Source organism: Streptomyces sp. NPDC001108, from assembly GCF_053598535.1.
Genome location: NZ_JBSFKL010000024.1, coordinates 36,515 through 59,583, shown reverse-complemented (window position 1 = coordinate 59,583; position 23,069 = coordinate 36,515). Strand labels below are relative to the sequence as shown.

Genomic DNA, 23,069 nt, shown 5'->3' with positions numbered 1-23,069 from the left:
GCCTGGCAGACGGGAAGGTGAAGGCAGTGGTCGTGTTCCGGATCGACCGGCGCAGCGGAGTGGCCACGTACCTCCAGATCGTGCGCCAGGTCGAGCAGGCGCTGCGGATGGGCGCCCTGGAGGAGGGTGACCGGCTGCCCACGGCCGCGCAGGTGGCGGCCGACACCAAGGTCAACCCGAACACCACGCTCAAGGCGTACCGGGAGCTGGAGCGGGCGGGTCTCGCCGAGGTGCGGCAGGGTGCGGGCACCTTCATCACCCGCACCCTCGTCCCGCCGCAGGCGAGCACCGACTCCCCGCTGCGCGCCTCGCTCGCCGAGTGGCTGACCGAGGCGAAGGGCCAGGGACTCAGCGGCCAGGAGGTGGACGCCCTCTTCCGCTCGGCGTACGCGGCCGTGTACCCGCCCGAGGCGGACACCGGCTGACCACGCGCTCCGGTACGTACGGCCGCTCCGGCCCCCGGCAGGGGACCGGAGCGGCCGTCGTTCACCGCGCCGCCGGGTAGTCGCCGGTGGCGCCGTCGGTCCGTTCGCGCAGCAGGTCCGCGTGGCCGTTGTGGCGGGCGTACTCCTGGATCATCACCAGGTACACCCAGCGCAGGCTGACGGTCCGGCCGCGGGTGGCCAGGACGAACGTCTCGTCGAGCCCGCGCCCCGCCACCGCGGCCTCGCACGCCGCGACCTCGTCGCGGTAGCGGGCGAAGTCGCGCTCCGCGTGCGCGGCGTCGACGCCCTCCAGCCCCTCGTCGCCGTCGCCCGGCCCGGTGAAGACGTCGCCGAGCGGCTCACCGGCGAAGCCGCGGCGGAACCACCAGCGTTCGATCTCCGCCATGTGCCGGACCAGACCGAGGAGGCTGAGGCCGGACGGCTCGGCGGCGGTCCGCGCGAGCCGGGCCGGGTCGAGCCCGGCGCACTTGGTGAGCAGCGTCTCCCGGTGCCAGCGCAGCCAGCCGTCGAGCAGGACGCGCTCGTCGGCCGCGCTCGGCACGTTCACCTGGTCGCCGCCGGTGGTCGTACGGTCGACCCGGGGCGCCGTCCACGTCCTCCCGTCCATTCCGGGTCACTCCCCGGTGACGCCGTCGAGGCGTTCGCGGAGCAGGTCGGCCTGGCCGTTGTGGCGGGCGCTCGGTGACGCACGCTCGTCGCCCACCTGCGGGGGCATGTTTCTCACGTCCTCGGTCATCGCGTCATCATGCCAAGCCCGGTCTCCGGCGCGCCCGTGTTTTCCGACGGGCGCACCCGGTGCGGCCGTTGCTCAGGTGCGGCCCAGGACGAACCAGCGGGCGGGCAGTTCGACGCGGGTCCCGTCGGGCAGGTACGCGGTCTGCACCAGGGCGCCCGCACCGTCCGCCAGCAGGGTGAGGCCGGTCTCCCCGAGCAGCCGGCGCACCTCCTCCTCCGTGGCCTCGGCGGGCCGGAGTCCGTGTTCCAGGACCCGGCGCAGCTTCTCCGGCGGGCCGTCCGGCCCCTGGGCCACCTGCCGGAGCACGTCCTTGGAGGCGGGGGTCGGTTCGGTCACGAAGGCCCTCCCCCGTTTCCCGACCAGCGTGGCGACCGCCGCGGCGACGGCCGGCCGGGCCTCGGGCTCGCTCTGGTGGATCACCGCGCGCAGGTAGACGTGGGCGTCGCCGATCCGGTCGTGCAGCGCGGCCACCGCCGCCGCGTCGACCAGGTCGAGCTGGGCGAACTCGGTGGAGCCCGCGGGGTTGGCGCGGCGGGCGTGCGCGACGGCCGCGGCGGCCGGGCTGCCGATCGCCGCGTGTCTGCCGACGCCGAAGAGCCGGCCCGCGCCGCTCGACCAGTGGGAGATCCGCCCGTCCTGGTCGACCACGGCGACGGCGAGCGGGACCCGGCCCGTCGCGGCGTCGTACAGCACGGGCGACCGTGGGCCCGGCACCTCGCGGTCCATGGGTGGAAGGCTCCTTCCCCACCGCGACGTTCCGCGGTGCGTGATTCCACGGTAAGGCCCGGCGACCGGTGTGCGCCGGTCGTCGGGCCGATCGTCGCCGGGGGCGGCCCCGGTCCTTCACTGGCGCCTGCTCAGTCCTCGTGGCCGAGCTGGAGGTCGCGTTCGGTCCGTCCGCCGCCCGCGACCTGGAGGACGGTGGCTACCGGCGGATAGCCGGCCGCGATCACCGTGTACTCGCCGGTGGACAGGTCCACGAAGCGGAACGTCCCGTCGGCGCCCGTGGTGAGGGTGTCGACCACGTTGCCCGCCGCGTCCAGCAGGGTGACCCGGGCGTCCTCGACGGGCCTGCCGCCGTTGGCCCGGACGACGCCGCGCAGCACCGCGCCGCCCGCCAGCTCGATGTTCTGCCGGGTCTCCCGGGCCGCCTGCACGCTCACCGGCAGCGCGGCGGGCCGGAAGGCGGGGGCGCTGGCCGCGAGGGTGTACTCGCCCGCCACCAGCTCCGTGATGACATAGCCGCCCTCGCGGCCGCTGCGGGCGGAGGCGACGACCTCGCCGCGGACGTCGGTGAGGGTGACGGAGGCGTCGCGCACCGGGGTGCCGTCGGCGGTGGTGACGACCCCGGCGAGGCGCCCGGCGCCGCCGAGCACCACGTCGAGTTCGACCGGCCGTTCGCCGACGGTGACGCTGACGGCCTGCGGCTGGTGTCCTCCCGCCGCGGCGATCAGGACGTACGAGCCCGAACCGGGGGCGCTCAGCGTGTACCGTCCGTCGGCCGCGCTGGCGCCCCGGCCGACCTGCCGTCCCTGGACGTCGATGAGGGTGAGCGCGGCACGCGCGACCCTGGTGCCGTCGGGGTGCTGGACATGGCCGGAGACCGCGGCGCCGGAGCGCGGGGCGGCGGGCGGGACGGCGCCGGTGGCCGGTGCGGCCGGGAGCGCCGGGACGGTACGGGCGACCGGGACGGTGGGGGACTCGGTGGTGACGGACTCGGTGGTGCTGTCGGGGCTGTGGTGGGACACCAGCGGTTTCTCCTTGAGGAAGAAGGCGAGGAACAGGCCGAGCGCGAGCACCGGCACGAGGTAGAGGAAGATCCGCGGCATCGCGTCGGCGTACGCCTGGATGTAGCTGTCGCGCAGCGCGGGCTCCATCGCGTGGACGAGCTGCGGGGTGATGGACTCGGGGTCCGGGAGGTCGGCGCCGGACGGGAGCCGGACGGCGAGCGCGTCGGCGAGCCGGCCGGCGAAGAGCGTCCCGAAGACGGCGGCGCCGACGCTGCCGCCGATCTGCCGGAAGTAGTTGTTGGCGCTGGTGGCGGAGCCGATGTCGGCGGGGACGACCGAGTTCTGCACGGCGAGCACCAGCACCGGCATGACCAGTCCGATCCCGATGCCGAGCACGGCCTGCGCGATGCTGTACTCGATGCGCGGGGTGTCGACGTCGAGGAAGGAGAGCAGCCACATCCCGACCGCCGAGGTCCCACTGCCGATGATCGGGTACAGCCGGTAGCGGCCGGTGCGGGAGATCAGCTGGCCGGAGACGACGGACGCGACGACGATGCCGCCCATCATCGGGAGCATCAGCAGTCCGGACTCGGTGGCGCTGGCGCCGTCGACCATCTGGAGGAAGGTCGGCAGATAGCTGGCGGCGCCGAACAGGCCCACCCCGATGACCGCCCCGACGAGCGCGGTGACGTTGAAGATCGAGTCGCGGAACAGCCGCAGCGGGATGACGGGTTCGGCCGCCCGGCGCTCGACGGCCAGGAAGAGCAGGGCCGTCGCGAGTGCTCCGGCGCCCAGCCCCAGGATCATGGGCGAGCCCCAGTCGTACTCGGTGCCGCCCCAACTGGTCAGCAGCACCAGGCAGGTGGACGCGGCGGCGAGCAGCAGCCCGCCGAGGACGTCGAGCCGGGGCCGTACGGCGGGCCTGGGCAGTTTCAGTACGACGGTGATGACGGCGAAGGTGACCAGGCCGAACGGGACGTTGATGTAGAAGCACCAGCGCCAGGAGGCGTGGTCGGTGAAGAATCCGCCGAGCAGCGGGCCCGCCACCGAGGCGAGGCCGAAGGCGGCGCCGATGAGCCCCATGAACCGGCCGCGTTCGCGGGGCGGCACGACGTCCGCGATGATCGCCTGGACGCCGATCATGAGCCCGCCGCCGCCGATGCCCTGGACGGCCCGGAAGGCGATCAGCTCGTCCATGGTGCGGGACCAGCCGGCCAGCGCGGAGCCGATCACGAAGACGATGATGGCGAACTGGAAGACGCCCTTGCGGCCGAAGAGGTCGCCGAGCTTCCCGTAGATCGGCAGGCCGATCGTGGAGGCGAGCAGATAGGCCGTGACGGCCCAGGACATCTTCTCCAGGCCGTGCAGCTCGCCGACGATCTTCGGCAGCGCGGTGGCCACGATCATCTGGTCGAGCGCCGCGAGGAGCAGGGTGAGCATCAGTCCGAAGAAGATCAGCCGGATGCGCCGGGGGTCGGTCTCAGGCCCGCCCTCACCGACGGCTCCCGCGCCCGCCCTCCCACCGGCCTCGCCCGGTGGCGCGGACGACCCGGAGCGTTGCTCCGGTAACGGCCCGACGGACCGCGGGGGCGGTACGACGGCCGTACGGGCCGTCTCCTCGCCACCCGGTTCTTCCTCCAGCAGAGTCTTCCCGCCCACCACGTGTCCGCTCCCCTCGTCGCGTCTGCGCCGCCCTTTTCTCGCACTGCGCGGGGAGCGAGGCAAACGCGGCGGGGGGCGCCGACAGCGCGCGCGAAACGGTTTAACGCCCGGTGGGAGCCGCTGCGGCGGGTGGACCGGCGCACGGGGAAAACCACCCGAACCGGTGAGGCGGATCATGGCCGTCCCGGGCCTGGTCTGGCGTTCGGACCGGGCCCGGGAGAGGAGCCGGGGCTACTTCTCGACGCGGGTGGCGAGATTCTGCAGCAGCTCGTCGTAGATCCGGGCGAGGCCCTTGGGCGCGAAGGTGCGCTCGAAGAACCCGCCGATGCCGCCGGCGCCGTTCCAGACGGTCGAGACGACCGCCTTCGATCTGCCCTCGCCGGCCGGGGTGACGGTCCAGGTGGTGACCATCGAGGAGTTGCGGTCCTTCTCGACGAGCTGCCCGTCGGTGGGCTCGGTGACCTCCAGCAGGCAGTCGCGGACCCGCTTGCTGGTGGCCTGGAGCTTCCAGTGGACGAGGGTGCCCTCGCCGTCGCCGCCCTCGCGCACCTCGTACTCGCTGAAGTGTCCGGGCAGCACCTCGCCCCGGACCTCCTGGTAGTCGGCCAGGGCGTCGAACACCGTCTCCGCGTCCGCCGCGATGACTCGCTCCGTGGTGGCCTCGACCTGCGCCATGGCTCTTCCTCCAGCACTCGGTTGTTCGGGGGACACCGAGCCTTCCATCTCCGGCACCGCGCTCAAAATCCGGCCCGGACGCCCGCCCAGCCAGCTTCCGCCCGGCCCGGGACGAAGGGGAGGAAACGATCAAGGGAACAAGTGTTCTATTCTCGGGCCAGTGCTACCGAGGAGGCGTCCATGCGCTGGGACCATCTGACCGAGAACCCCGCGACGGCCGGGGACAGCGCGCTCTTCACCGCGGACGCGGTGACCACGCGCACCATCGACACCCCGGAGTTCCGGGGGATCACCTTCCACGAGATCCGGGCCCGTTCGATCGTGAACCGGGTGCCGGGCGCGTCCCGGATGCCGTTCGAGTGGACCGTCAATCCGTACCGGGGCTGCTCGCACGCCTGCGTCTACTGCTTCGCCCGCAAGACGCACAGCTACCTGGATCTCGACACCGGCCTCGGCTTCGACACCCAGATCGTCGTCAAGGTCAACGCCCCCGAGCTGCTGCGCGCCCAGCTCGCCTCCAGCCGCTGGCACGGCGCGCACATCGCGATGGGCACCAACGTCGACTGCTACCAGCGCGCCGAGGGCCGGTACCGCCTGATGCCCGGCATCCTCGCGGCCCTGCGGGACCACGCCAACCCCTTCTCGATCCTGACCAAGGGCACCCTGATCCTGCGCGACCTGGAGCTGCTCCGGCAGGCGGCCGAGGTGACCGAGGTCGGCGTCTCCATGTCGGTGGGCTTCGTCGACGAGACGCTGTGGCGGACCGTGGAGCCCGGCACCCCCTCCCCCGCCCGCCGGCTCGACACCGTCCGCAGACTGAGCGAGCACGGCATCGACTGCGGCGTCCTGATGGCCCCGGTCGTCCCGTTCCTCGGCGACCACCCCGACCAGCTGCGCGCCACGGTCCGCGCCATCGCCGCGGCCGGGGCCACCTCGGTGACCCCGCTCGTCCTCCATCTGCGCCCCGGCGCCCGCGAGTGGTACACGCAGTGGCTGGAAAAGCACCACCCGCACCTGGTCCGGCGCTACGAACGGCTGTACGCCCAAGGCGCCTACGCACCCACCTGGTACCAGCGTCGCATCACCCGGTACGTCCACGAGCTGGCGGCCGAGTACGGCATCGGCCCCGCCCACCGCGGGGCCGCCCGGAAGCTCCCCGCCCGCGAGAAGCGGCCCGCCGCGCTCGACGGCCCCGGCCCCACCCAGCTGTCCCTGCTCTGACCCGGCGCCCCGCCGCACGGGCGGCCGGACACGGGCCGCACGGGCAAACGGGTCAACTCTCCACGCAACAGGTCCTACCCGGCGCGAATGCGGGGAGCATGCGGCGGGGGCCGTGCCCCCGCGCAGCCGTCTTTCCCCCACCTCGGGAGGCCATATGACGAAACGTCCGGGAATTCTTCTCGCCGTCGGTGCGGCGGTCGCCGGTCTGGTGACCGCCGCACCGCCCCCGGCGACCGCCGACGGGGCCGCCCGGCCCGCCGCCGCGCAGCTCCGCTGGACCGACTGCGGCACCAAGGCGTATCCGCGACTCCAGTGCGCCAAGGTCACCGCTCCGCTCGACCATGACGACCCGTCGGGCCGGCGGATCACGCTCGCCCTGTCCCGCGTCCCGCACACCTCGAAGAACTTCCAGGGCCCCCTGCTCGTCAACCCGGGCGGGCCCGGCGGCAGCGGCCTGACGATGGCCGGATTCGTGGCGTCGGCGCTGCCGAAGGCGGTCGCCGCGGACTACGACGTGATCGGCTTCGACCCGCGCGGTGTCGGCCGGAGCAGACCGGCGCTGGACTGCGTCCCCCACTACTTCGACCCGGTGCGCCCCGACTCGGTGCCGGACTCGCCCGGCGTGGAGCGGGCCAACCGGAACCGGACCAGGGCGTTCGCCGAGGCGTGCGGGCGCAAGTACCCGGACCTGTTGCCTTTCATGGACACGGTCAGCGCGGCGAAGGACCTCGACGTGATCCGCCGGGCCACCGGCGCCCGGCAGCTCAACTACTTCGGGTACTCCTACGGCACCTACCTCGGCGCGGTGTACGCCAAGCTCTTCCCGGAGCGGGTGCGGCGCCTGGTCCTGGACTCCAACGTCGACCCGGACGACGTCTGGTACGACGCCAACCTCGCCCAGGACCACGCCTTCGACGCCCGGCACAAGGCGTTCACCGCCTGGATCGCGAAGCACGACGCCACCTACCGCCTCGGCACCGACCCGGCCGGGGTGGAGCGCGCCTGGTACGCGATGCGCGCGGCGGTCGGGCGCCACCCCGCGGGCGGGAAGGTCGGCCCGAGCGAACTGGAGGACACCTTCCTGCCGGGCGGCTACTACGACGGCTACTGGCCGGAACTGGCCGAGGCGTTCGCCGCGTACGCGCACGACGGCGACCAGGACGCGCTGGTGGACGCGTACGAGAGGTTCGGCGCGGTCGACGCCGAGGCCGACAACGGGTACGCGGTCTACGTGGCCGTGCAGTGCCGCGACGCGCGGTGGCCCCGGTTCTGGAACACCTGGCTCGGCGACAGCCGCCGGACGCACACCAAGGCGCCCTTCTTCACCTGGAACAACCACTGGTACAACGCGCCGTGCGCCGACTGGCCGGTCGCGCCGCTGAACCCGGTGCGCGTCTCCAACCGGTCGCTCCCGCCGGCGCTGCTCTTCCAGGCCACCGACGACGCGGCCACCCCGTACCCGGGCGGGGTAACCCTGCACCGCCGGCTGCACGGCTCCAGCCTGGTCGTGGAGGAGGGCGGCGGCAACCACGGCATCACCCTCGGCGGCAACGACTGCCTGGACGGCTACCTGGCGGACTACCTCGCCAAGGGCACCGTCCCCCGCGCCCGGCACGGCCGGGACGTCGCGGACGCGGTCTGCCCCCGGACCCCCGAGCCGGAGCCACCGGCCGACGGGCCCGCCGCCAAGTCGGTGCGGCCGCCGGACTCCGGCAGCCGGGGCGCCGTCCTGCACCGCCTGCTCGGCACCCGCACCTGACCCGCCGGACCCGCCCGCCCGCGGGCCGTCCCGGCGGCTGCGCCAGGATGGCCCGATGGACCACACGGCACGACCGGACGTGCGCATGAGGAACATGACCGCCGACGACTGCGCGGCGGTCACCCGGCTCCGGGCGCGCGGCTGGCGGGCGGCGTACACGGGCCTGGTGCCGGAGACGTACCTCGACGCCATGGAACGCGACGTCGCCGAGGACACGGAACGACGGCGGGCCGCCCTCGCCCGGGGCGGCCCGCTGGTGAACCTGGTGGCCGAGGCGGACGGCCCGGGGGTGATCGGCTGGGCGTGCTACGGGCCTCTCCAGGGCCCCGCCGCGCCCGAGCGGGGCGAGTTGTACGCGCTCTACGTGGCGCCCGAGCGGATCGGAACCGGGACCGGCCGGGCCCTGACGGCCGAGGTCCTGGCCCGCGCGGCGGCGCGGGGGCTCACCCACCTGGAGCTGTGGGTGCTGAAGGAGAACGCCCGGGCCCGCCGCTTCTACGAACGCGCGGGCTTCGCGGCGGACGGCGCCGAGGAGACCTTCGAGGCGGACGGTGTGCTCGTCCCCGAGGTGCGGTACGTGCGCGCGGCGACCTGAGCCCCGTCACGGTCCCGCGTCCGCTCAGCCGGTGCCCAGCCGGGCGAGTGCCTCCCGGGCCGCGCCGCCCAGGCGCGGATGCGGCACCGCCGCCGCCAGCAGGGGGCGGGCCCGCTCGTCGCCCAACTGCCCCAGCCCCTCCACACAGGCGAGCGCCACCCGCCAGTACGGCTCGCCCGGTGCCAGCAGCCGCTCCAGGGTGCTCATCAGCGCGGGCACGGACTCCGGGGCGCGCAACGCGGTGAGCAGCCGTACCGGGTGGAGGGCGTAGGCGGTGCGCAGGGCGTTGGTCGCCAGGGCGGCGGCGGCCCGGGGGGTACGGGGGTCGCCCAGGCGCGCCAGGGCGACGGCGGCGGAGACACAGCGCTCGGGGTCGCGGTGGTTGAGCAGCAGGACCAGCGCCTCGAAGGCCCGCCGGTCGCCCTCGCAGCCGAGCCGGAAGGCGGCCATCTCCCGGGCCCAGAGCGGGCGTTCGCGCTCCACCAGGACACCGGCCAGTTCCTCCGGGTCCTCGGTGGCGAGCAGGGCGCGGAAGGCCGCCGACTGCCCGGCCGCCTCCGCCTCGTCGGCAAGCCGGTCGGCCAGCGACCGGAACTCCTCGTCCATGACCGTCAGCGTATCGGCGGGGACGCAGCGTATCGAGGGGGCGCCGGAATGTGGCCCGACACACAACGGCCGAGGTCTGGCGTGCTCGTTACCCCGCGGTTAATCTCATGTGAGCGGGACACCTTCCCCGCTCTGCTCCGACGGCCTGGTGACGCAGCCGCCCGGAGTGCTTGTCGGTTCGGCAGATCTGCCAGACGCGGCTCCGGGACAGAGCCCGTCACCCTTCTCCGGTTCCCGGTGCGCCCATCGCTCCGGGCCCGTTCTCCACGACACGCAACGCCCGCGTGTGCGGCTCCCGTTCGCCCGTAGGCGTGCGCCGCGCTTCCTCTCAGCCGTCACTCTTTCTCTGGAGTCCCGTGATGGACACCCCCATCGGCACCATCGCCGTCGTCGGTCTCGGCACCATGGGCACCGGCATCGCCGAGGTCCTGGCCCGCGCCGGTCACCAGGTCATCGGCATCGACATCAGCGACGCGGCCGCCCGCCGGGCCGTCGCCGCACTGGAATCCGCGACCGCCCGTGCCGTGCGGCGCGAGCGGATCACCGAGCGGGAGCGGGGCGAGGTCCTCGCCCGTTTCCGCACCTCGACCGAGCTCGCGGCCGCCGCCGGGGCGGAGTTGGTGGTCGAGGTCGTGCCCGAGTCGTACGAGATCAAGCAGCGGGTGTTCCGGGAGCTCGACGCGATCGTCTCCCCGACCACGATCCTGGCGACCGGGACCAACGCCCTGTCGGTGACCCGGCTGGCCGCCGAGTCGCTGCGCCCCGAGCGGGTCCTCGGGCTGCACTTCTTCAACCCGGCACCGGCGATGAAGCTGGTCGAGGTGGTCTCCTCGGTGCTGACCGCGCCGCCGGCCGTCGAGGCGGTCACCGCGCTCGCCCGCAGCCTGGGCAAGGAGCCGGTCGCGGTCGGCGACCGTCCCGGCTTCGTCGCCGACGGTCTGCTCTTCGGCTACCTCAACCAGGCCGCCGCGATGTACGAGGCCAACTACGCCTCCCGGGAGGACATCGACGCGGCGATGCGGCTCGGCTGCGGGCTGCCGATGGGCCCGCTCGCGCTGCTCGACCTGATCGGCATCGACACCGCCCGCACCGTCCTGGAGGCGATGTACGCCGAGTCCCACGACCGGCTGCACGCCCCCGCCCCCGTACTGCGCCAGCTCAGCGACGCCGGGCTGACCGGCCGCAAGGCGGGGCGCGGCTTCTACACGTACGCGGAGGCCGGGAGCCAGGAGGTGGTGCCGGACGCGCTGACCCCGAAGGACGGCGGTTCGGTGGTGGCCGGGCGGCCGGTGCGCTCGGTGGGGGTGGCCGGTTCCGGGACGATGGCCTCGGGGATCGCCGAGGTCTTCGCGAAGGCCGGGTACGACGTGGTGCTCGCCGCGCGCGGCCAGGAGAAGGCGGACACCGCCAAGGGCCGGATCGCCACGTCCCTGGAGCGTTCCGTCGCCAAGGGGCGGCTGACGGCCGAGGCGCGGGACGCGGCGCTGGACCGGATCACCCCGGCGGGTTCGCTGGACGCCTTCGCCCGGGTCGATCTCGCGGTGGAGGCCGTGGCGGAGGACCTGGCGGTCAAGCAGCAGCTGTTCGGGACGCTGGACAAGGTCTGCCGGCCGGGCGCGGTCCTGGCCACCACGACGTCCTCGCTGCCGGTGGTGGCCATCGCTCGGGCGACCTCCCGCCCCGAGGACGTCATCGGGATGCACTTCTTCAACCCGGCACCGGCGATGAAGCTGGTCGAGGTGGTCCGTACCGTACTCACCGCCGACGACGTCCACGCCACCGTCCGCGAGGTGTGCGGTGCCGTCCGCAAGCACCCGGTGGACTGCGGGGACCGGGCCGGGTTCATCGTGAACGCGCTGCTCTTCCCGTACCTGAACAACGCGATCAAGATGGTCGAGGAGCACTACGCCAGCCTCGACGACATCGACGCGGCGATGAAGCTGGGCGGCGGCTACCCGATGGGTCCGTTCGAGCTGCTCGACGTGGTCGGGCTGGACGTCTCGCTGGCCATCGAGAAGGTGCTGCACAACGAGTTCCGCGACCCGGGCCTGGCCCCGGCGCCGCTGCTCGAACATCTGGTGGCCGCCGGCTGTCTCGGCCGCAAGACGGGGCGCGGCTTCCGCGAGTATGCCCGTCGCTGACCGCGGGGCCGGGTGGGGAGGGCTGCTCGATCCGTCGGGCGGCCCTCCCCCACGGGCGCACTCCCCGGACCCGATGCAGTACGTTCACACCATGTCCCAGCCCGCCAGGTCCTCCCGTGCCACCGCCGCGCCCGACGCCCCGGAAAGTGCCGCAGGCACCCGCGCCGCCGCCCAACGGCTCAAAATGCGCCGTGAGCTGGCCGCCGCGGCCATGGAACTCTTCGCCACGAAGGGCTACGAGGCGACGACCGTCGATGAGATCGCGGGCGCCGCCGGGGTCGCCCGGCGGACCTTCTTCCGGCACTTCCGCTCCAAGGAAGAGGCGATCTTCCCGGACCACGACGACACCCTCGTCCGGGCGGAGGCCGTCCTCAACGCGGCGCCGGCGCACGAGCACCCGCTCGACACCGTCTGCCGAGGCATCAAGGAAGTCATGAAGATGTACGCGGCGAAGCCCGCGGTCTCCGTGGCCCGCTACAAGCTGACCCGCGAGGTGCCCACCCTGCGGGAGGCGGAGATCGCCTCGGTGGCCCGCTACGAGCGGCTGTTCACCCGCTATCTGCTGGGCCATTTCGACGAGCGCGACCACCATGTCGGCAACGACGACCCGTTGCTGGCGGAGGTCGCGGCGTCCGCCGTCGTCACCGCGCACAACCATGTGCTGCGCCGCTGGCTGCGGGCGGGCGGCGAGGGCGACGTGGAGGCGCAGCTCGACCACGCGTTCGCGATCGTCCGGGACACCTTCGGCACCGGCATCGGGGCCGGCCGGACCACCGGCGCCGAGCCCGCGCCGCAGCCGGCCGCGTCGGTGTCGTCCCAGGGCGAGGTGCTGGTCACCGTGGCGCGGACGGACGCGCCGCTCGACGAGGTCATGCGCACGATCCAGCAGGCGCTCCGGGACCGCTGACCGGCGGGCCCGTACGCAAATCCGGTTGCCGCCCCCGCACCCCGGTGCTGGGGTGGCCGGATGACTGCACCCACCCCCGAAACACTGCTGGCCCTCTTCGACCGCGAGAGGCGTGAGCACTCCCGCCCGGACGGCCCGGGCGTCCGGGTCGAGCACACCGGCGACGTCGTCCGCCAGTCCGGCACGGCCGACGACTGGAACGGCGTCGTCTGGTCGGACCCCGGCCTGGACCCCGCGCGGGCGGACGCGGTGATCGCGGCCCAGGTGGCGCACTACGCGGCGCTCGGGCACGACGCGTTCGAGTGGAAGCTGTACGGGCACGACCGGCCGGCCGGTCTGGCGGACCGGCTGCTGGCGGCGGGCTTCGAGGCCGAGGAGCGGGAGACCCTGATGGTCGCCCCGGTCGGGGAGGTCTCGACGGAGGTGGCTCTCCCCGAGGGCGTACGGCTGCGCACCGTGCGGGACGCTGCGGACGTGGAGCTGATGGTCCGCGCCGGCGAGCGGGCGTTCGGCACGCCCCAGCCGCATCTGCGGCACCAGGTGCTGACCAGGCTGGCGGAGAACCCCGACGACTTCGTCGGGGTCCTCGCGATGGCGGGCGAGGAGCCGATCAGTTCGGCCCGGATGGAGCTGTACGCGGGCACGGGCTTCGCGGGGCTCTGGGGCGGCGGCACGGTCGAGGAGTGGCGCGGAAAGGGCGTCTACCGGGCGATGGTGGCCTTCCGGGCCCGGATCGCCGCGGAGCGCGGCTACCGCCACCTCCAGGTGGACGCCATGGAGACGAGCCGCCCGATCCTCCAGCGGCTGGGATTCCTCGCTCTGACCACCACGACCCCCTTCGTCCACCGCTCCCACTGATCGATCATCCATCGGGCATTTCCCCTCAGAACACCCCACTTTTCGCTCATCGGTGCCAGGGTGCCGACAAGTGAGAGAAATTGTTGGCACGGAGTGCCTTGCCACGTGTCACGGAGTGCCATACGTTGAAGTGGTCCGGGCGGCCGCCGGAGCGAGAACTCGCGAACGGCGGCTGTCCCAGCGGGCGCAACACCCGCGTGCCCGGACGCCTGCGTCACAGGCAGCCCTTCCGCTCCACAGAGCAAGCCGAAGTTCTCCACCGCCGGACCGACGGCACCCGTTTCTCCACTCCACCGCACCCCTCTGCTCGCAGGGACTCGCAAGCGTTCCCTCAGCGCCCCGATCCCCGGAGGCACCCCGTGAAGGAAATCCTGGACGCGATCCAGTCGCCGGACAGCACCGCCGCCGACTTCGCCGCCCTGTCCATGCCCGAGTCGTACCGCGCGGTGACCGTGCACAAGGACGAGACCGAGATGTTCCACGGGCTCGCCACACGCGACAAGGACCCCCGCGAGTCGCTGCACCTGGACGAGGTCCCGGTGCCCGAACTCGGCCCGGGCGAGGCCCTGGTGGCCGTCATGGCGAGCTCGGTGAACTACAACTCCGTCTGGACCTCGATCTTCGAGCCGCTGTCCACCTTCGGCTTCCTGGAGCGGTACGGACGGCTCTCCGAGCTCGCCAGGCGCCACGACCTGCCGTACCACGTCATCGGCTCCGACCTGGCGGGTGTCGTCCTGCGCACCGGTCCCGGCGTCAACGCCTGGAAGCCCGGAGACGAGGTCGTCGCGCACTGCCTGAGCGTGGAAATGGAGTCCAGCGACGGCCACAACGACACGATGCTCGACCCCGAGCAGCGCATCTGGGGCTTCGAGACCAACTTCGGCGGCCTGGCCGAGATCGCCCTGGTCAAGTCCAACCAGCTGATGCCGAAGCCCGGCCACCTCAGCTGGGAGGAGGCCGCCGCGCCCGGCCTGGTCAACTCCACCGCCTACCGCCAGCTGGTCTCCCGCAACGGCGCCGGCATGAAGCAGGGCGACAACGTCCTGATCTGGGGCGCCAGCGGCGGACTCGGCTCCTACGCCACCCAGTTCGCGCTGGCCGGCGGCGCCAACCCGATCTGCGTCGTCTCCTCCCCGGAGAAGGCCGCCATCTGCCGGGCCATGGGCGCGGAGGCGGTCATCGACCGCAACGCCGAGGGCTACCGGTTCTGGAAGGACGAGCACGAGCAGGACCCGCGCGAGTGGAAGCGGTTCGGCAAGCGGATCCGCGAACTGACCGGCGGCGAGGACGTGGACATCGTCTTCGAGCACCCGGGCCGCGAGACCTTCGGCGCCTCCGTCTACGTCACCCGCAAGGGCGGCACCATCGTCACCTGCGCCTCCACCTCCGGCTACCAGCACGAGTACGACAACCGCTACCTGTGGATGTCGCTCAAGCGGATCGTGGGCTCGCACTTCGCCAACTACCGCGAGGCGTGGGAGGCCAACCGCCTGATCGCCAAGGGGAAGATCCACCCGACCCTCTCGAAGGTCTACTCCCTGGAGGAGACCGGCCAGGCCGCCTACGACGTCCACCGCAACCTCCACCAGGGCAAGGTCGGCGTCCTGGCCCTGGCGCCCCGCGAGGGGCTCGGCGTCCGGGACGAGGAGATGCGCGCGAAGCACCTCGACGCCATCAACCTGTTCCGCGACGCCCCGACGGCGCGGACCGGCGAGCACGGCCGGGGTGTCTGACATGGGCGGGCGTCAGAAGGACCGCCCGTGGCTCATGCGGACGTACGCCGGTCACTCGACCGCCGAGGCGTCCAACGAGCTCTACCGGCAGAACCTCGCCAAGGGCCAGACCGGCCTGTCCGTCGCCTTCGACCTGCCGACGCAGACCGGCTACGACCCCGACCACGTCCTCGCCCGCGGCGAGGTCGGCCGGGTCGGTGTGCCGGTCTCCCACCTCGGCGACATGCGGAAGCTGTTCCAGGACATCCCCCTGGAACGGATGAACACCTCGATGACGATCAACGCCACCGCGATGTGGCTGCTGGCGCTCTACCAGGTGGTCGCCGAGGAGCAGGGCGCCGACCCCACGAAGCTCCAGGGCACCACGCAGAACGACATCGTCAAGGAGTACCTCTCGCGCGGGACGCACGTCTTCCCGCCCGGCCCCTCGCTGCGGCTGACCACCGACATGATCGCCTACACGGTCGGCCGCATCCCGAAGTGGAACCCGATCAACATCTGCAGCTACCACCTCCAGGAGGCGGGGGCCACCCCGGTCCAGGAGATCGCGTACGCCATGTCGACCGCGATCGCGGTGCTGGACGCCGTGCGCGACTCCGGCCAGGTGCCCGAGGAGCGGTTCGGCGACGTGGTCGGGCGGATCTCGTTCTTCGTCAACGCGGGCGTCCGCTTCATCGAGGAGATGTGCAAGATGCGCGCCTTCGGCCGCATCTGGGACCGGATCACCCGCGAGCGGTACGGCATCACCGACGCCAAGCAGCGCCGCTTCCGTTACGGCGTCCAGGTCAACTCGCTCGGGCTGACCGAGGCGCAGCCGGAGAACAACGTCCAGCGGATCGTCCTGGAGATGCTGGCCGTCACCCTCTCCAAGGACGCCCGCGCCCGCGCCGTCCAACTGCCCGCCTGGAACGAGGCGCTGGGCCTGCCCCGCCCCTGGGACCAGCAGTGGTCGCTCCGCATCCAGCAGGTGCTGGCGCACGAGAGCGACCTGCTGGAGTACGAGGACATCTTCGCGGGCTCGCACGTGATCGAGGCCGCGGTGGACGAACTGGTCACCCTCTCGCTCGCCGAGATCGACCGGATCCAGGAGATGGGCGGCGCCATGGCCGCCGTCGAGTCGGGCTACCTGAAGTCCGAACTGGTTGCCTCGCACGCCGCCCGGCGGGCCCGGATCGAGGCGGGCGAGGAGCGGATCGTCGGCGTCAACATCTACGAGACGACCGAGCCGAACCCGCTCACCGCGGACCTCGACGGGGCGATCATGACGGTCGACCCCGCCAACGAGGCCACGGTGGTCGCCGCCCTGCACGCATGGCGCGACGACCGCGACGAGGCCCGGGCGACCGAGGCGCTGGCCGCGCTGAAGAAGGCCGCCGCGGGCACCGGGAACCTGATGGAAGCGACCGTGGAGTGTGCCCGCGCGGGGGTCACCACCGGCGAGTGGTCCTGGGCGCTGCGCGACGTCTTCGGCGAGTTCCGGGCCCCGACGGGCGTCTCGTCCGCCCCGGTCGCGGTGACCGCCGAGGCGGGCTCCCCGCTGGCGCTGGTCCGCGAGAAGACCGCCCGCACCGCGGCCGACCTGGGTGTGGGACGACTGCGGCTGCTGGTCGGCAAGCCGGGCCTGGACGGGCACTCCAACGGCGCCGAACAGATCGCCGTACGGGCCCGCGACGCCGGGTTCGAGGTCGTGTACCAGGGGATCAGGCTGACCCCCGAGCAGATCGTCTCGGCCGCGCTCGCCGAGGACGTGCACTGCGTCGGGCTGTCGATCCTCTCCGGCTCGCACGCCGAACTCGTGCCGGACGTGCTCGGCCGGCTGCGGGCGGCGGGCGCCGCCGAGATCCCGGTCATCGCGGGCGGGATCATTCCGCCCGCCGACGCCGCGGCCCTGGTCGGGGCCGGTGTCGCCGCCGTATTCACCCCGAAGGACTTCGGTATCACGGAGATCATCGGCCGTATCGTCGACGAGATCCGGAAAGCGAACAAGCTCGACCCTCTGGAGGTCCCCGCATGACTGCCACCCATCGCCTGCGTCCGCGCCGCTCGTGCCTGGCCGTGCCCGGCTCGAACCCGCGGTTCCTGGAGAAGGCCCAGGGCCTCCCCGCCGACCAGGTCTTCCTCGACCTGGAGGACGCCTGCGCCCCGCTCGCCAAGGAGGGCGCCCGGCACACCATCGTGGACGCGCTGAACAACGGCGACTGGACGGGCAAGACCCGGGTCGTCCGCGTCAACGACTGGACCACGCACTGGACGTACCGCGACGTCATCACCGTCGTCGAGGGCGCCGGCCAGAACCTCGACTGCATCATGCTGCCGAAGGTCCAGGACGCCCAGCAGGTGGTCGCCCTCGACCTGCTGCTCACCCAGATCGAGAAGACGATGGGCTTCGAGGTCGGGCGGATCGGCATCGAGGCGCAGATCGAGAACGCCAAGGGCCTGGTGAACATCGACGACATCGCGGCCGCCTCGCCCCGGCTGGAGACGCTGATCTTCGGCCCGGCCGACTTCATGGCCTCGATCAACATGAAGACCCTGGTCGTCGGTCAGCAGCCGCCCGGCTACGGCGCCGACGCGTACCACTACATCCTGATGCGCATTCTGATGGCGGCCCGCACGCACGACCTCCAGGCGATCGACGGCCCCTTCCTCCAGATCCGGGACGTGGACGCGTACCGCGAGGTCGCCGGGCGCGCGGCGGCCCTCGGCTTCGACGGCAAGTGGGTGCTGCACCCGGGTCAGGTCGAGGCGGCCAACGAGGTGTTCTCGCCCTCGCAGGAGGACTACGACCACGCCGAACTGATCCTCGACGCGTACGAGTGGTGCACCTCCGAGGAGGGCGGCAAGAAGGGCTCGGCGATGCTCGGCGACGAGATGATCGACGAGGCGAGCCGCAAGATGGCCCTGGTCGTCGCGGGCAAGGGACGCGCCGCCGGTATGCAGCGCACCTCCAAGTTCGAAGCCCCGGAGGCCTGACCATGCAGTTCGGCCGCACATACGAGGAGTTCGAGGTCGGTGCCCTCTACAAGCACTGGCCCGGAAAGACGGTCACCGAGTACGACGACCACCTTTTCTGTCTGCTGACCATGAATCATCACCCGCTGCACATGGACAGCAACTATGCGGAACGGACGACCGATTTCGGAAAGAACGTCGTCGTCGGCAACTACGTCTACTCGCTGCTGCTCGGCATGTCCGTCCCGGACGTCTCCGGAAAGGCGATCGCCAATCTGGAGGTCGAGTCGCTGAAGCACGTCGCACCGACCTTCCACGGGGACACGATCTACGGCGAAACCACCGTGCTCGACAAGATTCCGTCAAAATCCAGGAGCGACCGCGGAATCGTCCACGTCGAGACCCGCGGATACAAGCAGGACGGAACTCTGGTCTGCGTGTTCCGCCGCAAGGTGATGGTCCCCACCGAGACGTACATCAAGGAGCGCGGCGGCGAGCAGCCCGGCCGCCCCGAGCTGAAGCAGCCTTCGCAGAAGAACGTGGAGAAGTAGCCATGACGCGACTCGCCCAGACCGCCGGCCTCACCGATGTCCAGCGGGAAATCCTCGCCACGGTCCGGGATTTCGTCGACAAGGAGATCATTCCGGTCGCGACCGGGCTGGAGCACCGCGACGAGTACCCGACCGAGATCGTCGAGGGGCTCAAGGAGCTCGGCCTGTTCGGGCTGATGATCCCCGAGGAGTACGGGGGGCTGGGTGAGTCGCTTCTCACATACGCGCTGTGCGTGGAGGAGATCGCCCGCGGCTGGATGAGCGTGTCGGGAATCATCAACACGCACTTCATCGTGGCATACATGCTCAAGCAGCACGGCACCCAGGAGCAGAAGGACACCTTCCTGCCCCGGATGGCGCTGGGCGAGGTCCGGGGCGCGTTCTCGATGTCCGAGCCGGCGCTGGGCTCGGACGTCTCGGCGATCAGCTCCCGGGCGGTCCGGGACGGCGACGCGTACGTGCTGAACGGCCAGAAGATGTGGCTGACCAACGGCGGCACCTCCTCGCTGGTGGCCGTGTTGTGCCGGAGTGACGAAGGCCACCCCGAGGGCACCGCCCCGCACAGGTCGATGACCACGTTCCTGGTCGAGAAGGAGCCCGGCTTCGGAGAGGTCCGGCCGGGGCTCACCATTCCCGGCAAGATCGACAAAATGGGCTACAAAGGCGTCGACACGACCGAGCTCATCATGGATGGACTACGAATTCCGGCCAATCGAGTACTGGGGGGCACCACCGGTCGGGGGTTTTACCAAATGATGGACGGCGTCGAGGTCGGCCGGGTGAATGTGGCCGCCCGTGGCTGCGGAGTCGCGCAGCGTGCGTTCGAGCTGGGCGTTTCGTACGCGCAGCAGCGCCAGACCTTCGGAAAGCCGATCGCGCAGCACCAGGCCATCCAGTTCAAGCTGGCTGAAATGGCCACCAAGGTGGAAGCCGCCCATGCGATGATGGTAAATGCAGCCCGCAAAAAGGACTCCGGCGAACGAAACGACCTGGAGGCAGGGATGGCGAAGTACCTCGCCTCCGAATACTGCAAGGAAGTCGTCGAGGACGCCTTCCGCATCCACGGCGGCTACGGCTTCTCCAAGGAGTACGAGATCGAACGCCTCTACCGGGAGGCGCCGATGCTGCTCATCGGCGAAGGTACCGCCGAGATCCAGAAAATGATCATTGGGCGCCGACTCCTTGAGGAGTACCGGTTCCAGGGGTGATTGTCCCCTTGCGGGCGATTTGGCCGCGAAGAAGATCACACCCTGTCACCCTCGGCCGGTGCCTGCCCCCCGTCCGACTCGGCTGCTGGCTTGCCCAGTTGTTGCTCGCAACCGATAACATCGCCGGAAAAGCCGCCGTCCCCCGTTGCCAGCGCGGCCTCATCCGCTACGAAGGTCATCCATGCCCGACAGCCAAACCTCTGCACCACGCGGCGGGGTCCGCCTTGCGCGCGGAGCTTCGCCGTGGCTCCTCCCGACCGTCGCCACCGCGGCGCTCAGCCTCTCCCGGGCGCGCAAGTCCGGGCGCTGGGCCGCGGTGGCCGTGCCCACCACCGCGCTCGCGGCGGGCATGCTGTGGTTCTTCCGCGATCCCGAGCGCGAGATCGCGCAGGGCCGGGTCATCTCCCCGGCCGACGGCGTGGTGCAGAGCATCATGCCGTGGAAGGACGGACGCACCCGTGTCGCGATCTTCATGAGCCCGCTGAACGTCCACGTCAACCGTGCGCCGCTGGCCGGCACGGTGACGTCCGTCGAGCACGTGCCCGGCGGTTTCGTTCCGGCGTTCAACAAGGAGAGCGAGAACAACGAGCGCGTCGTCTGGCACTTCGACACCGAGCTCGGCGACATCGAGATGGTGCAGATCGCCGGTGCGGTCGCGCGTCGCATCGTCCCTTACATCCCGCAGGGGACGAAGGTGGAGCAGGGCGAGCGCATCGGCCTGATCCGCTTCGGCTCGCGGGTCGACATCTACCTGCCGGAAGGTGTCGAGGTCGCGGTCGAGGTCGGCCAGGCCACCACCGCGGGGGTGACTCGAATTGACCGTGATTGATCCCGACACAAAGGCCGGCTGGGTGCCGGAGTCGGAGTCCGAGGAGGACGCCGGCGAGGACATGCCGCTCTCTCTGCGGCTGTCGATAGCGGACACCCTGACGCTCGGCAACGCGACCTGCGGGTTCATGGCGGTGTACTTCACCACCACCGGAATCCTCATCCCGCACCTGACGGGCAGCGACGAGAGCGGCATGGCGCGGCACTCCGCGGCCACCGCCGTGATCCTCATGCTCCTGGCCGCGGTCTTCGACCTCTTCGACGGGCTCGTGGCGCGCAAGCTGCGCTCCTCGCCGATGGGGGCCGAGCTGGACAACCTCTCGGACCTGATCAGCTTCGGGCTCGCCCCGGCGTACTTCGTCCTGGTCTACGGCATGGTCGCGGACGACGCGCACCAGCGGGTGTCGGCGCTCGCGGCGGTCGTGGTGCTGCTGGCGGTGGTGCTCAGACTTGCCAGATTCTCCTGCGTGACCATGAAGGACGGCATGTTCCAGGGCATGCCGAGCCCCTTCGGAGCGCTCACGGTCGTCTCGATCGTGCTCCTGGAGCTGCCCTTCGTGCCGACGCTCCTCGCGATCATCGGGGTGGCGTGGCTGATGGTCAGCAGGGTCGAGTACCCGAAGCCGCGGGGCGTGCTCGCGGTGGCGATGCTCAGCTGGATCGTCTCCGCGATGGGGCTGCTGGCCGCATGGGCGCTGGACGCCCCGGGCGGGCAGCTGCTCCTGCAGACCGGCTGCGCGCTCCAGGTGGTCCTGGGCGCGGTCATCCCGCTCTTCGCGACGGCCCGGCGGGTGAACACCTTCCGCGACAACCGCCGCGAGGCGCGCACGGCGCAGCTGCCGTAACGCTGTACGGAACGTGACGAGAAGGACCCGGGTGCTCCCCAGCACCCGGGTCCTTCTCGTACGGGGCGCGCCGCCGCGCGGGCGCCCCCGCGCGGCGGCGCGGGCACAGTATGTTGACCCCTGGGGAACGGGGGCTTCCGGGCCGTGTCCGGCGGGCACGGGTCACGGGCATCCGCGGAGCGGAGCCATGGGGCGCGGTTCCTGGAAGCCAGGCCATGATGACGAAGGACGCGGACCCCGATGACAGAGAACGCCGACATGATCGAGTTCGTCCGGGCGCGCCTCGCCGAGGAGGAGCGTCTCGCACTGGAGGCGGGCGGCGACAGCTGGCGGTGTCCGGCCGGGGTGCCCGGCGAGATCCACGACCGCTCGGGGTCGATCGCGTTCACCCTGCGCACGCTCGGGTTCGACCAGCACATCGCGCTCCAGGACCCGGCGCGCACGCTGCGCCGGATCGAGACGAGCCGGGTCCTCCTGAACGAGTACGCCGAGGTCGCGGACCTGGACACCGACCGGCCCGAGGAGGATTTCCGGTCCGGCCGGGCGGTGGGGCTGGGGTTCGCCGTGCGGCAGCTGGCCGCGGAGCACGCCGCCCACCCCGGGTACCGGGCCAGGTGGCTGCCCCGGTTCATCCAGTAGCGACCGTACGGGCGGCGGCCGATGGGCCTAAAGTTTCAGAAGGGGCGTATCGGACCGCCCGGGGACGCCATGCACCGACACCGCAGGGATTCGGAGACCGCCCAGGAGCTCCTCGTGGACCTCGGGCGCCTCGTCGACCAGGCCCTGGAGGACATCAGGCACCAGCGCGCCCGCGCCGAGCTGGGGCTGGAGCTCCAGCGGCACATGCTCCCCGCCGGGCTGCCGGACTTCCCGGGGCTGCGGGTCGGGGCCCGGTACTCGCCCTCGCAGAACGGCCTGGCCGTCGGCGGCGACTTCTACGACGCGTTCGCCCTGCGGGACGGGGCGGTGGGGCTCGCCATCGGGGACGTGCAGGGGCACGGGGTGGAGGCCGCCGCGCTCATGGGCGAGGTACGGGCCAGTCTCCGGGCGCTGGCCAGTGTCACCACCGACCCCGGCAGCGTGCTGGCCCGCGTCAACGACCTGCTGATCTCGCTGGGCGGCGAGCTGTTCACGACCTGCTGTCTGCTGAGCATCGCCCCGGGCAGCGGCCGGTTCTCGGTGGCGCGGGCCGGCCACGTACCGGTGGTGTGGGGCGGCGACGACGGCGGGTCCGGGGTCCTTCTGGACCCGGGCGGGGTGCCGCTGGGCATCCTGGACGACCAGCGGTACCCGGTGACCCGCCGACGGCTGCCGGGACCGGGGTACCTGGTCCTGCTGACCGACGGGGTCGTGGAGGGGCCCGCCTACCCGGTCGACCGGGGGCTCGCCGCGGTCGCGGAGTTGGTCGGTGCGGCGCGCGGGGCCGATCCCGAGGCGCTGGCCGGACAGGTGATCGAGGTGGCGGACCTGACCGGCCACGAGGACGACGCCGCCGTGCTCGTGGTGCGGTACGACGGGGCGCCGCCGGTGGGCCGGGTGTCCGGTGAATGAGTGCGGGTGGTGCCGGGCCCCACGCCGCAGGCATGTGTCCGGCACCTCCCGCTGCGCCTGAGGCG

At 71.9% G+C, this 23,069-nt stretch carries 22 protein-coding genes; 16 read left to right on the top strand and 6 right to left on the bottom strand.

Features of this window, described 5'->3' with window-relative positions:
- The first annotated feature begins 17 nt into the window (after positions 1 to 17).
- Entirely contained in the window at positions 18 to 425 is a 408-nt protein-coding gene (locus ACWC97_RS32010; RefSeq protein ID WP_450653138.1) for a GntR family transcriptional regulator, read from the top strand.
- Between the two features lie 61 nt (positions 426 to 486).
- Here ACWC97_RS32010 and ACWC97_RS32005 read toward each other — a convergent pair whose 3' ends face one another.
- From ACWC97_RS32005 to ACWC97_RS31985, 5 genes are all read right to left on the bottom strand, one after another.
- Positions 487 to 1,053: a DinB family protein gene (locus tag ACWC97_RS32005; RefSeq protein ID WP_450653137.1), complete on the bottom strand. Its 567-nt coding sequence runs from the start codon at positions 1,051 to 1,053 to the stop codon at positions 487 to 489.
- A 6-nt stretch (positions 1,054 to 1,059) separates the two neighbouring features.
- Positions 1,060 to 1,182: a hypothetical protein gene (locus ACWC97_RS32000; RefSeq protein WP_450653135.1), complete on the bottom strand. Its 123-nt coding sequence runs from the start codon at positions 1,180 to 1,182 to the stop codon at positions 1,060 to 1,062.
- A 72-nt stretch (positions 1,183 to 1,254) separates the two neighbouring features.
- Positions 1,255 to 1,908, bottom strand: a complete 654-nt coding sequence (locus ACWC97_RS31995; protein WP_450653133.1) for an SAM-dependent methyltransferase — start codon at positions 1,906 to 1,908, stop codon at positions 1,255 to 1,257.
- Positions 1,909 to 2,039: 131 nt separating this feature from the next.
- Entirely contained in the window at positions 2,040 to 4,574 is a 2,535-nt protein-coding gene (locus tag ACWC97_RS31990) for an MFS transporter (protein ID WP_450653131.1), read from the bottom strand.
- Positions 4,575 to 4,805: 231 nt separating this feature from the next.
- Positions 4,806 to 5,249: an SRPBCC family protein gene (locus ACWC97_RS31985; protein WP_352279646.1), complete on the bottom strand. Its 444-nt coding sequence runs from the start codon at positions 5,247 to 5,249 to the stop codon at positions 4,806 to 4,808.
- Between the two features lie 180 nt (positions 5,250 to 5,429).
- Between ACWC97_RS31985 and ACWC97_RS31980 the strand changes: the two genes are divergently transcribed.
- The 3 genes from ACWC97_RS31980 (at position 5,430) to ACWC97_RS31970 (ending at position 8,824) form a co-directional block, all read left to right on the top strand.
- Positions 5,430 to 6,470: an Rv2578c family radical SAM protein gene (locus ACWC97_RS31980; RefSeq protein ID WP_352279647.1), complete on the top strand. Its 1,041-nt coding sequence runs from the start codon at positions 5,430 to 5,432 to the stop codon at positions 6,468 to 6,470.
- A gap of 154 nt (positions 6,471 to 6,624) precedes the next feature.
- Positions 6,625 to 8,229, top strand: a complete 1,605-nt coding sequence (locus ACWC97_RS31975; protein ID WP_352279649.1) for an alpha/beta hydrolase — start codon at positions 6,625 to 6,627, stop codon at positions 8,227 to 8,229.
- An 85-nt stretch (positions 8,230 to 8,314) separates the two neighbouring features.
- Positions 8,315 to 8,824: an N-acetyltransferase family protein gene (locus ACWC97_RS31970; protein WP_450653128.1), complete on the top strand. Its 510-nt coding sequence runs from the start codon at positions 8,315 to 8,317 to the stop codon at positions 8,822 to 8,824.
- A 24-nt stretch (positions 8,825 to 8,848) separates the two neighbouring features.
- Here ACWC97_RS31970 and ACWC97_RS31965 read toward each other — a convergent pair whose 3' ends face one another.
- Positions 8,849 to 9,430 carry an adenylosuccinate lyase gene (locus ACWC97_RS31965; protein WP_352279651.1) on the bottom strand — a complete coding sequence of 194 codons (582 nt, stop codon included), beginning with the start codon at positions 9,428 to 9,430 and terminating at the stop codon, positions 8,849 to 8,851.
- Positions 9,431 to 9,789: 359 nt separating this feature from the next.
- Here ACWC97_RS31965 and ACWC97_RS31960 point away from each other — a divergent pair, with 359 nt between their 5' ends.
- The 12 genes from ACWC97_RS31960 to ACWC97_RS31905 all read left to right on the top strand — a co-directional run bounded on the left by ACWC97_RS31960 (position 9,790) and on the right by ACWC97_RS31905 (position 23,004).
- Positions 9,790 to 11,571: a 3-hydroxyacyl-CoA dehydrogenase family protein gene (locus ACWC97_RS31960; RefSeq protein WP_450653126.1), complete on the top strand. Its 1,782-nt coding sequence runs from the start codon at positions 9,790 to 9,792 to the stop codon at positions 11,569 to 11,571.
- Between the two features lie 91 nt (positions 11,572 to 11,662).
- Positions 11,663 to 12,478 carry a TetR family transcriptional regulator gene (locus ACWC97_RS31955; RefSeq protein WP_352279654.1) on the top strand — a complete coding sequence of 272 codons (816 nt, stop codon included), beginning with the start codon at positions 11,663 to 11,665 and terminating at the stop codon, positions 12,476 to 12,478.
- Positions 12,479 to 12,538: 60 nt separating this feature from the next.
- Positions 12,539 to 13,336, top strand: coding sequence for a GNAT family N-acetyltransferase (locus ACWC97_RS31950; protein WP_450653124.1), 798 nt, complete (start codon positions 12,539 to 12,541; stop codon positions 13,334 to 13,336).
- Positions 13,337 to 13,695: 359 nt separating this feature from the next.
- Entirely contained in the window at positions 13,696 to 15,069 is a 1,374-nt protein-coding gene (ccrA, locus tag ACWC97_RS31945) for a crotonyl-CoA carboxylase/reductase (RefSeq protein WP_450653123.1), read from the top strand.
- 1 nt (position 15,070) lies between these two features.
- Positions 15,071 to 17,083: a protein meaA gene (locus ACWC97_RS31940; protein ID WP_352279660.1), complete on the top strand. Its 2,013-nt coding sequence runs from the start codon at positions 15,071 to 15,073 to the stop codon at positions 17,081 to 17,083.
- The gene (locus tag ACWC97_RS31935) at positions 17,080 to 18,042 is read left to right on the top strand and encodes an HpcH/HpaI aldolase/citrate lyase family protein (RefSeq protein WP_352279662.1); all 963 of its coding nucleotides are present in this window, start codon (positions 17,080 to 17,082) and stop codon (positions 18,040 to 18,042) included. The genes ACWC97_RS31940 and ACWC97_RS31935 overlap by 4 nt, the downstream gene beginning before the upstream one ends.
- 2 nt (positions 18,043 to 18,044) lie before the next feature.
- Entirely contained in the window at positions 18,045 to 18,572 is a 528-nt protein-coding gene (locus tag ACWC97_RS31930; protein WP_352279664.1) for a MaoC family dehydratase, read from the top strand.
- A 2-nt stretch (positions 18,573 to 18,574) separates the two neighbouring features.
- A complete protein-coding gene (locus tag ACWC97_RS31925) occupies positions 18,575 to 19,780 on the top strand; it encodes an acyl-CoA dehydrogenase family protein (RefSeq protein ID WP_352279666.1) in 1,206 nt (401 codons plus the stop codon).
- A gap of 181 nt (positions 19,781 to 19,961) precedes the next feature.
- A complete protein-coding gene (locus ACWC97_RS31920) occupies positions 19,962 to 20,609 on the top strand; it encodes a phosphatidylserine decarboxylase (protein WP_352279667.1) in 648 nt (215 codons plus the stop codon).
- Positions 20,596 to 21,453 (top strand): CDP-diacylglycerol--serine O-phosphatidyltransferase, encoded by an 858-nt coding sequence (pssA, locus tag ACWC97_RS31915; RefSeq protein ID WP_352279668.1) that lies wholly within the window; start codon positions 20,596 to 20,598, stop codon positions 21,451 to 21,453. The genes ACWC97_RS31920 and pssA overlap by 14 nt, the downstream gene beginning before the upstream one ends.
- 240 nt (positions 21,454 to 21,693) lie before the next feature.
- Entirely contained in the window at positions 21,694 to 22,092 is a 399-nt protein-coding gene (locus ACWC97_RS31910; protein WP_450653119.1) for a DUF6221 family protein, read from the top strand.
- Positions 22,093 to 22,161: 69 nt separating this feature from the next.
- Positions 22,162 to 23,004 carry a PP2C family protein-serine/threonine phosphatase gene (locus ACWC97_RS31905; protein ID WP_352279672.1) on the top strand — a complete coding sequence of 281 codons (843 nt, stop codon included), beginning with the start codon at positions 22,162 to 22,164 and terminating at the stop codon, positions 23,002 to 23,004.
- Positions 23,005 to 23,069: the final 65 nt, after the last annotated feature.

Coding starts and splice junctions, on each gene's coding strand:
- ACWC97_RS31995 (WP_450653133.1), bottom strand. CDS start 1,908: ATGGACCGCGAGGTGCCGGGCCCACGGTCGCCCGTGCTGTACGACGCC.
- ACWC97_RS32005 (WP_450653137.1), bottom strand. CDS start 1,053: ATGGACGGGAGGACGTGGACGGCGCCCCGGGTCGACCGTACGACCACC.
- ACWC97_RS32000 (WP_450653135.1), bottom strand. CDS start 1,182: ATGACCGAGGACGTGAGAAACATGCCCCCGCAGGTGGGCGACGAGCGT.
- ACWC97_RS31905 (WP_352279672.1), top strand. CDS start 22,162: ATGCACCGACACCGCAGGGATTCGGAGACCGCCCAGGAGCTCCTCGTG.
- ACWC97_RS31960 (WP_450653126.1), top strand. CDS start 9,790: ATGGACACCCCCATCGGCACCATCGCCGTCGTCGGTCTCGGCACCATG.
- ACWC97_RS31930 (WP_352279664.1), top strand. CDS start 18,045: ATGCAGTTCGGCCGCACATACGAGGAGTTCGAGGTCGGTGCCCTCTAC.
- ACWC97_RS31950 (WP_450653124.1), top strand. CDS start 12,539: ATGACTGCACCCACCCCCGAAACACTGCTGGCCCTCTTCGACCGCGAG.
- ACWC97_RS31970 (WP_450653128.1), top strand. CDS start 8,315: ATGAGGAACATGACCGCCGACGACTGCGCGGCGGTCACCCGGCTCCGG.
- ACWC97_RS31935 (WP_352279662.1), top strand. CDS start 17,080: ATGACTGCCACCCATCGCCTGCGTCCGCGCCGCTCGTGCCTGGCCGTG.
- ACWC97_RS31980 (WP_352279647.1), top strand. CDS start 5,430: ATGCGCTGGGACCATCTGACCGAGAACCCCGCGACGGCCGGGGACAGC.
- ACWC97_RS31955 (WP_352279654.1), top strand. CDS start 11,663: ATGTCCCAGCCCGCCAGGTCCTCCCGTGCCACCGCCGCGCCCGACGCC.
- ACWC97_RS31985 (WP_352279646.1), bottom strand. CDS start 5,249: ATGGCGCAGGTCGAGGCCACCACGGAGCGAGTCATCGCGGCGGACGCG.
- ACWC97_RS31910 (WP_450653119.1), top strand. CDS start 21,694: ATGACAGAGAACGCCGACATGATCGAGTTCGTCCGGGCGCGCCTCGCC.
- ACWC97_RS31940 (WP_352279660.1), top strand. CDS start 15,071: ATGGGCGGGCGTCAGAAGGACCGCCCGTGGCTCATGCGGACGTACGCC.
- ACWC97_RS31965 (WP_352279651.1), bottom strand. CDS start 9,430: ATGGACGAGGAGTTCCGGTCGCTGGCCGACCGGCTTGCCGACGAGGCG.
- ACWC97_RS31920 (WP_352279667.1), top strand. CDS start 19,962: ATGCCCGACAGCCAAACCTCTGCACCACGCGGCGGGGTCCGCCTTGCG.
- ACWC97_RS31975 (WP_352279649.1), top strand. CDS start 6,625: ATGACGAAACGTCCGGGAATTCTTCTCGCCGTCGGTGCGGCGGTCGCC.
- ACWC97_RS31925 (WP_352279666.1), top strand. CDS start 18,575: ATGACGCGACTCGCCCAGACCGCCGGCCTCACCGATGTCCAGCGGGAA.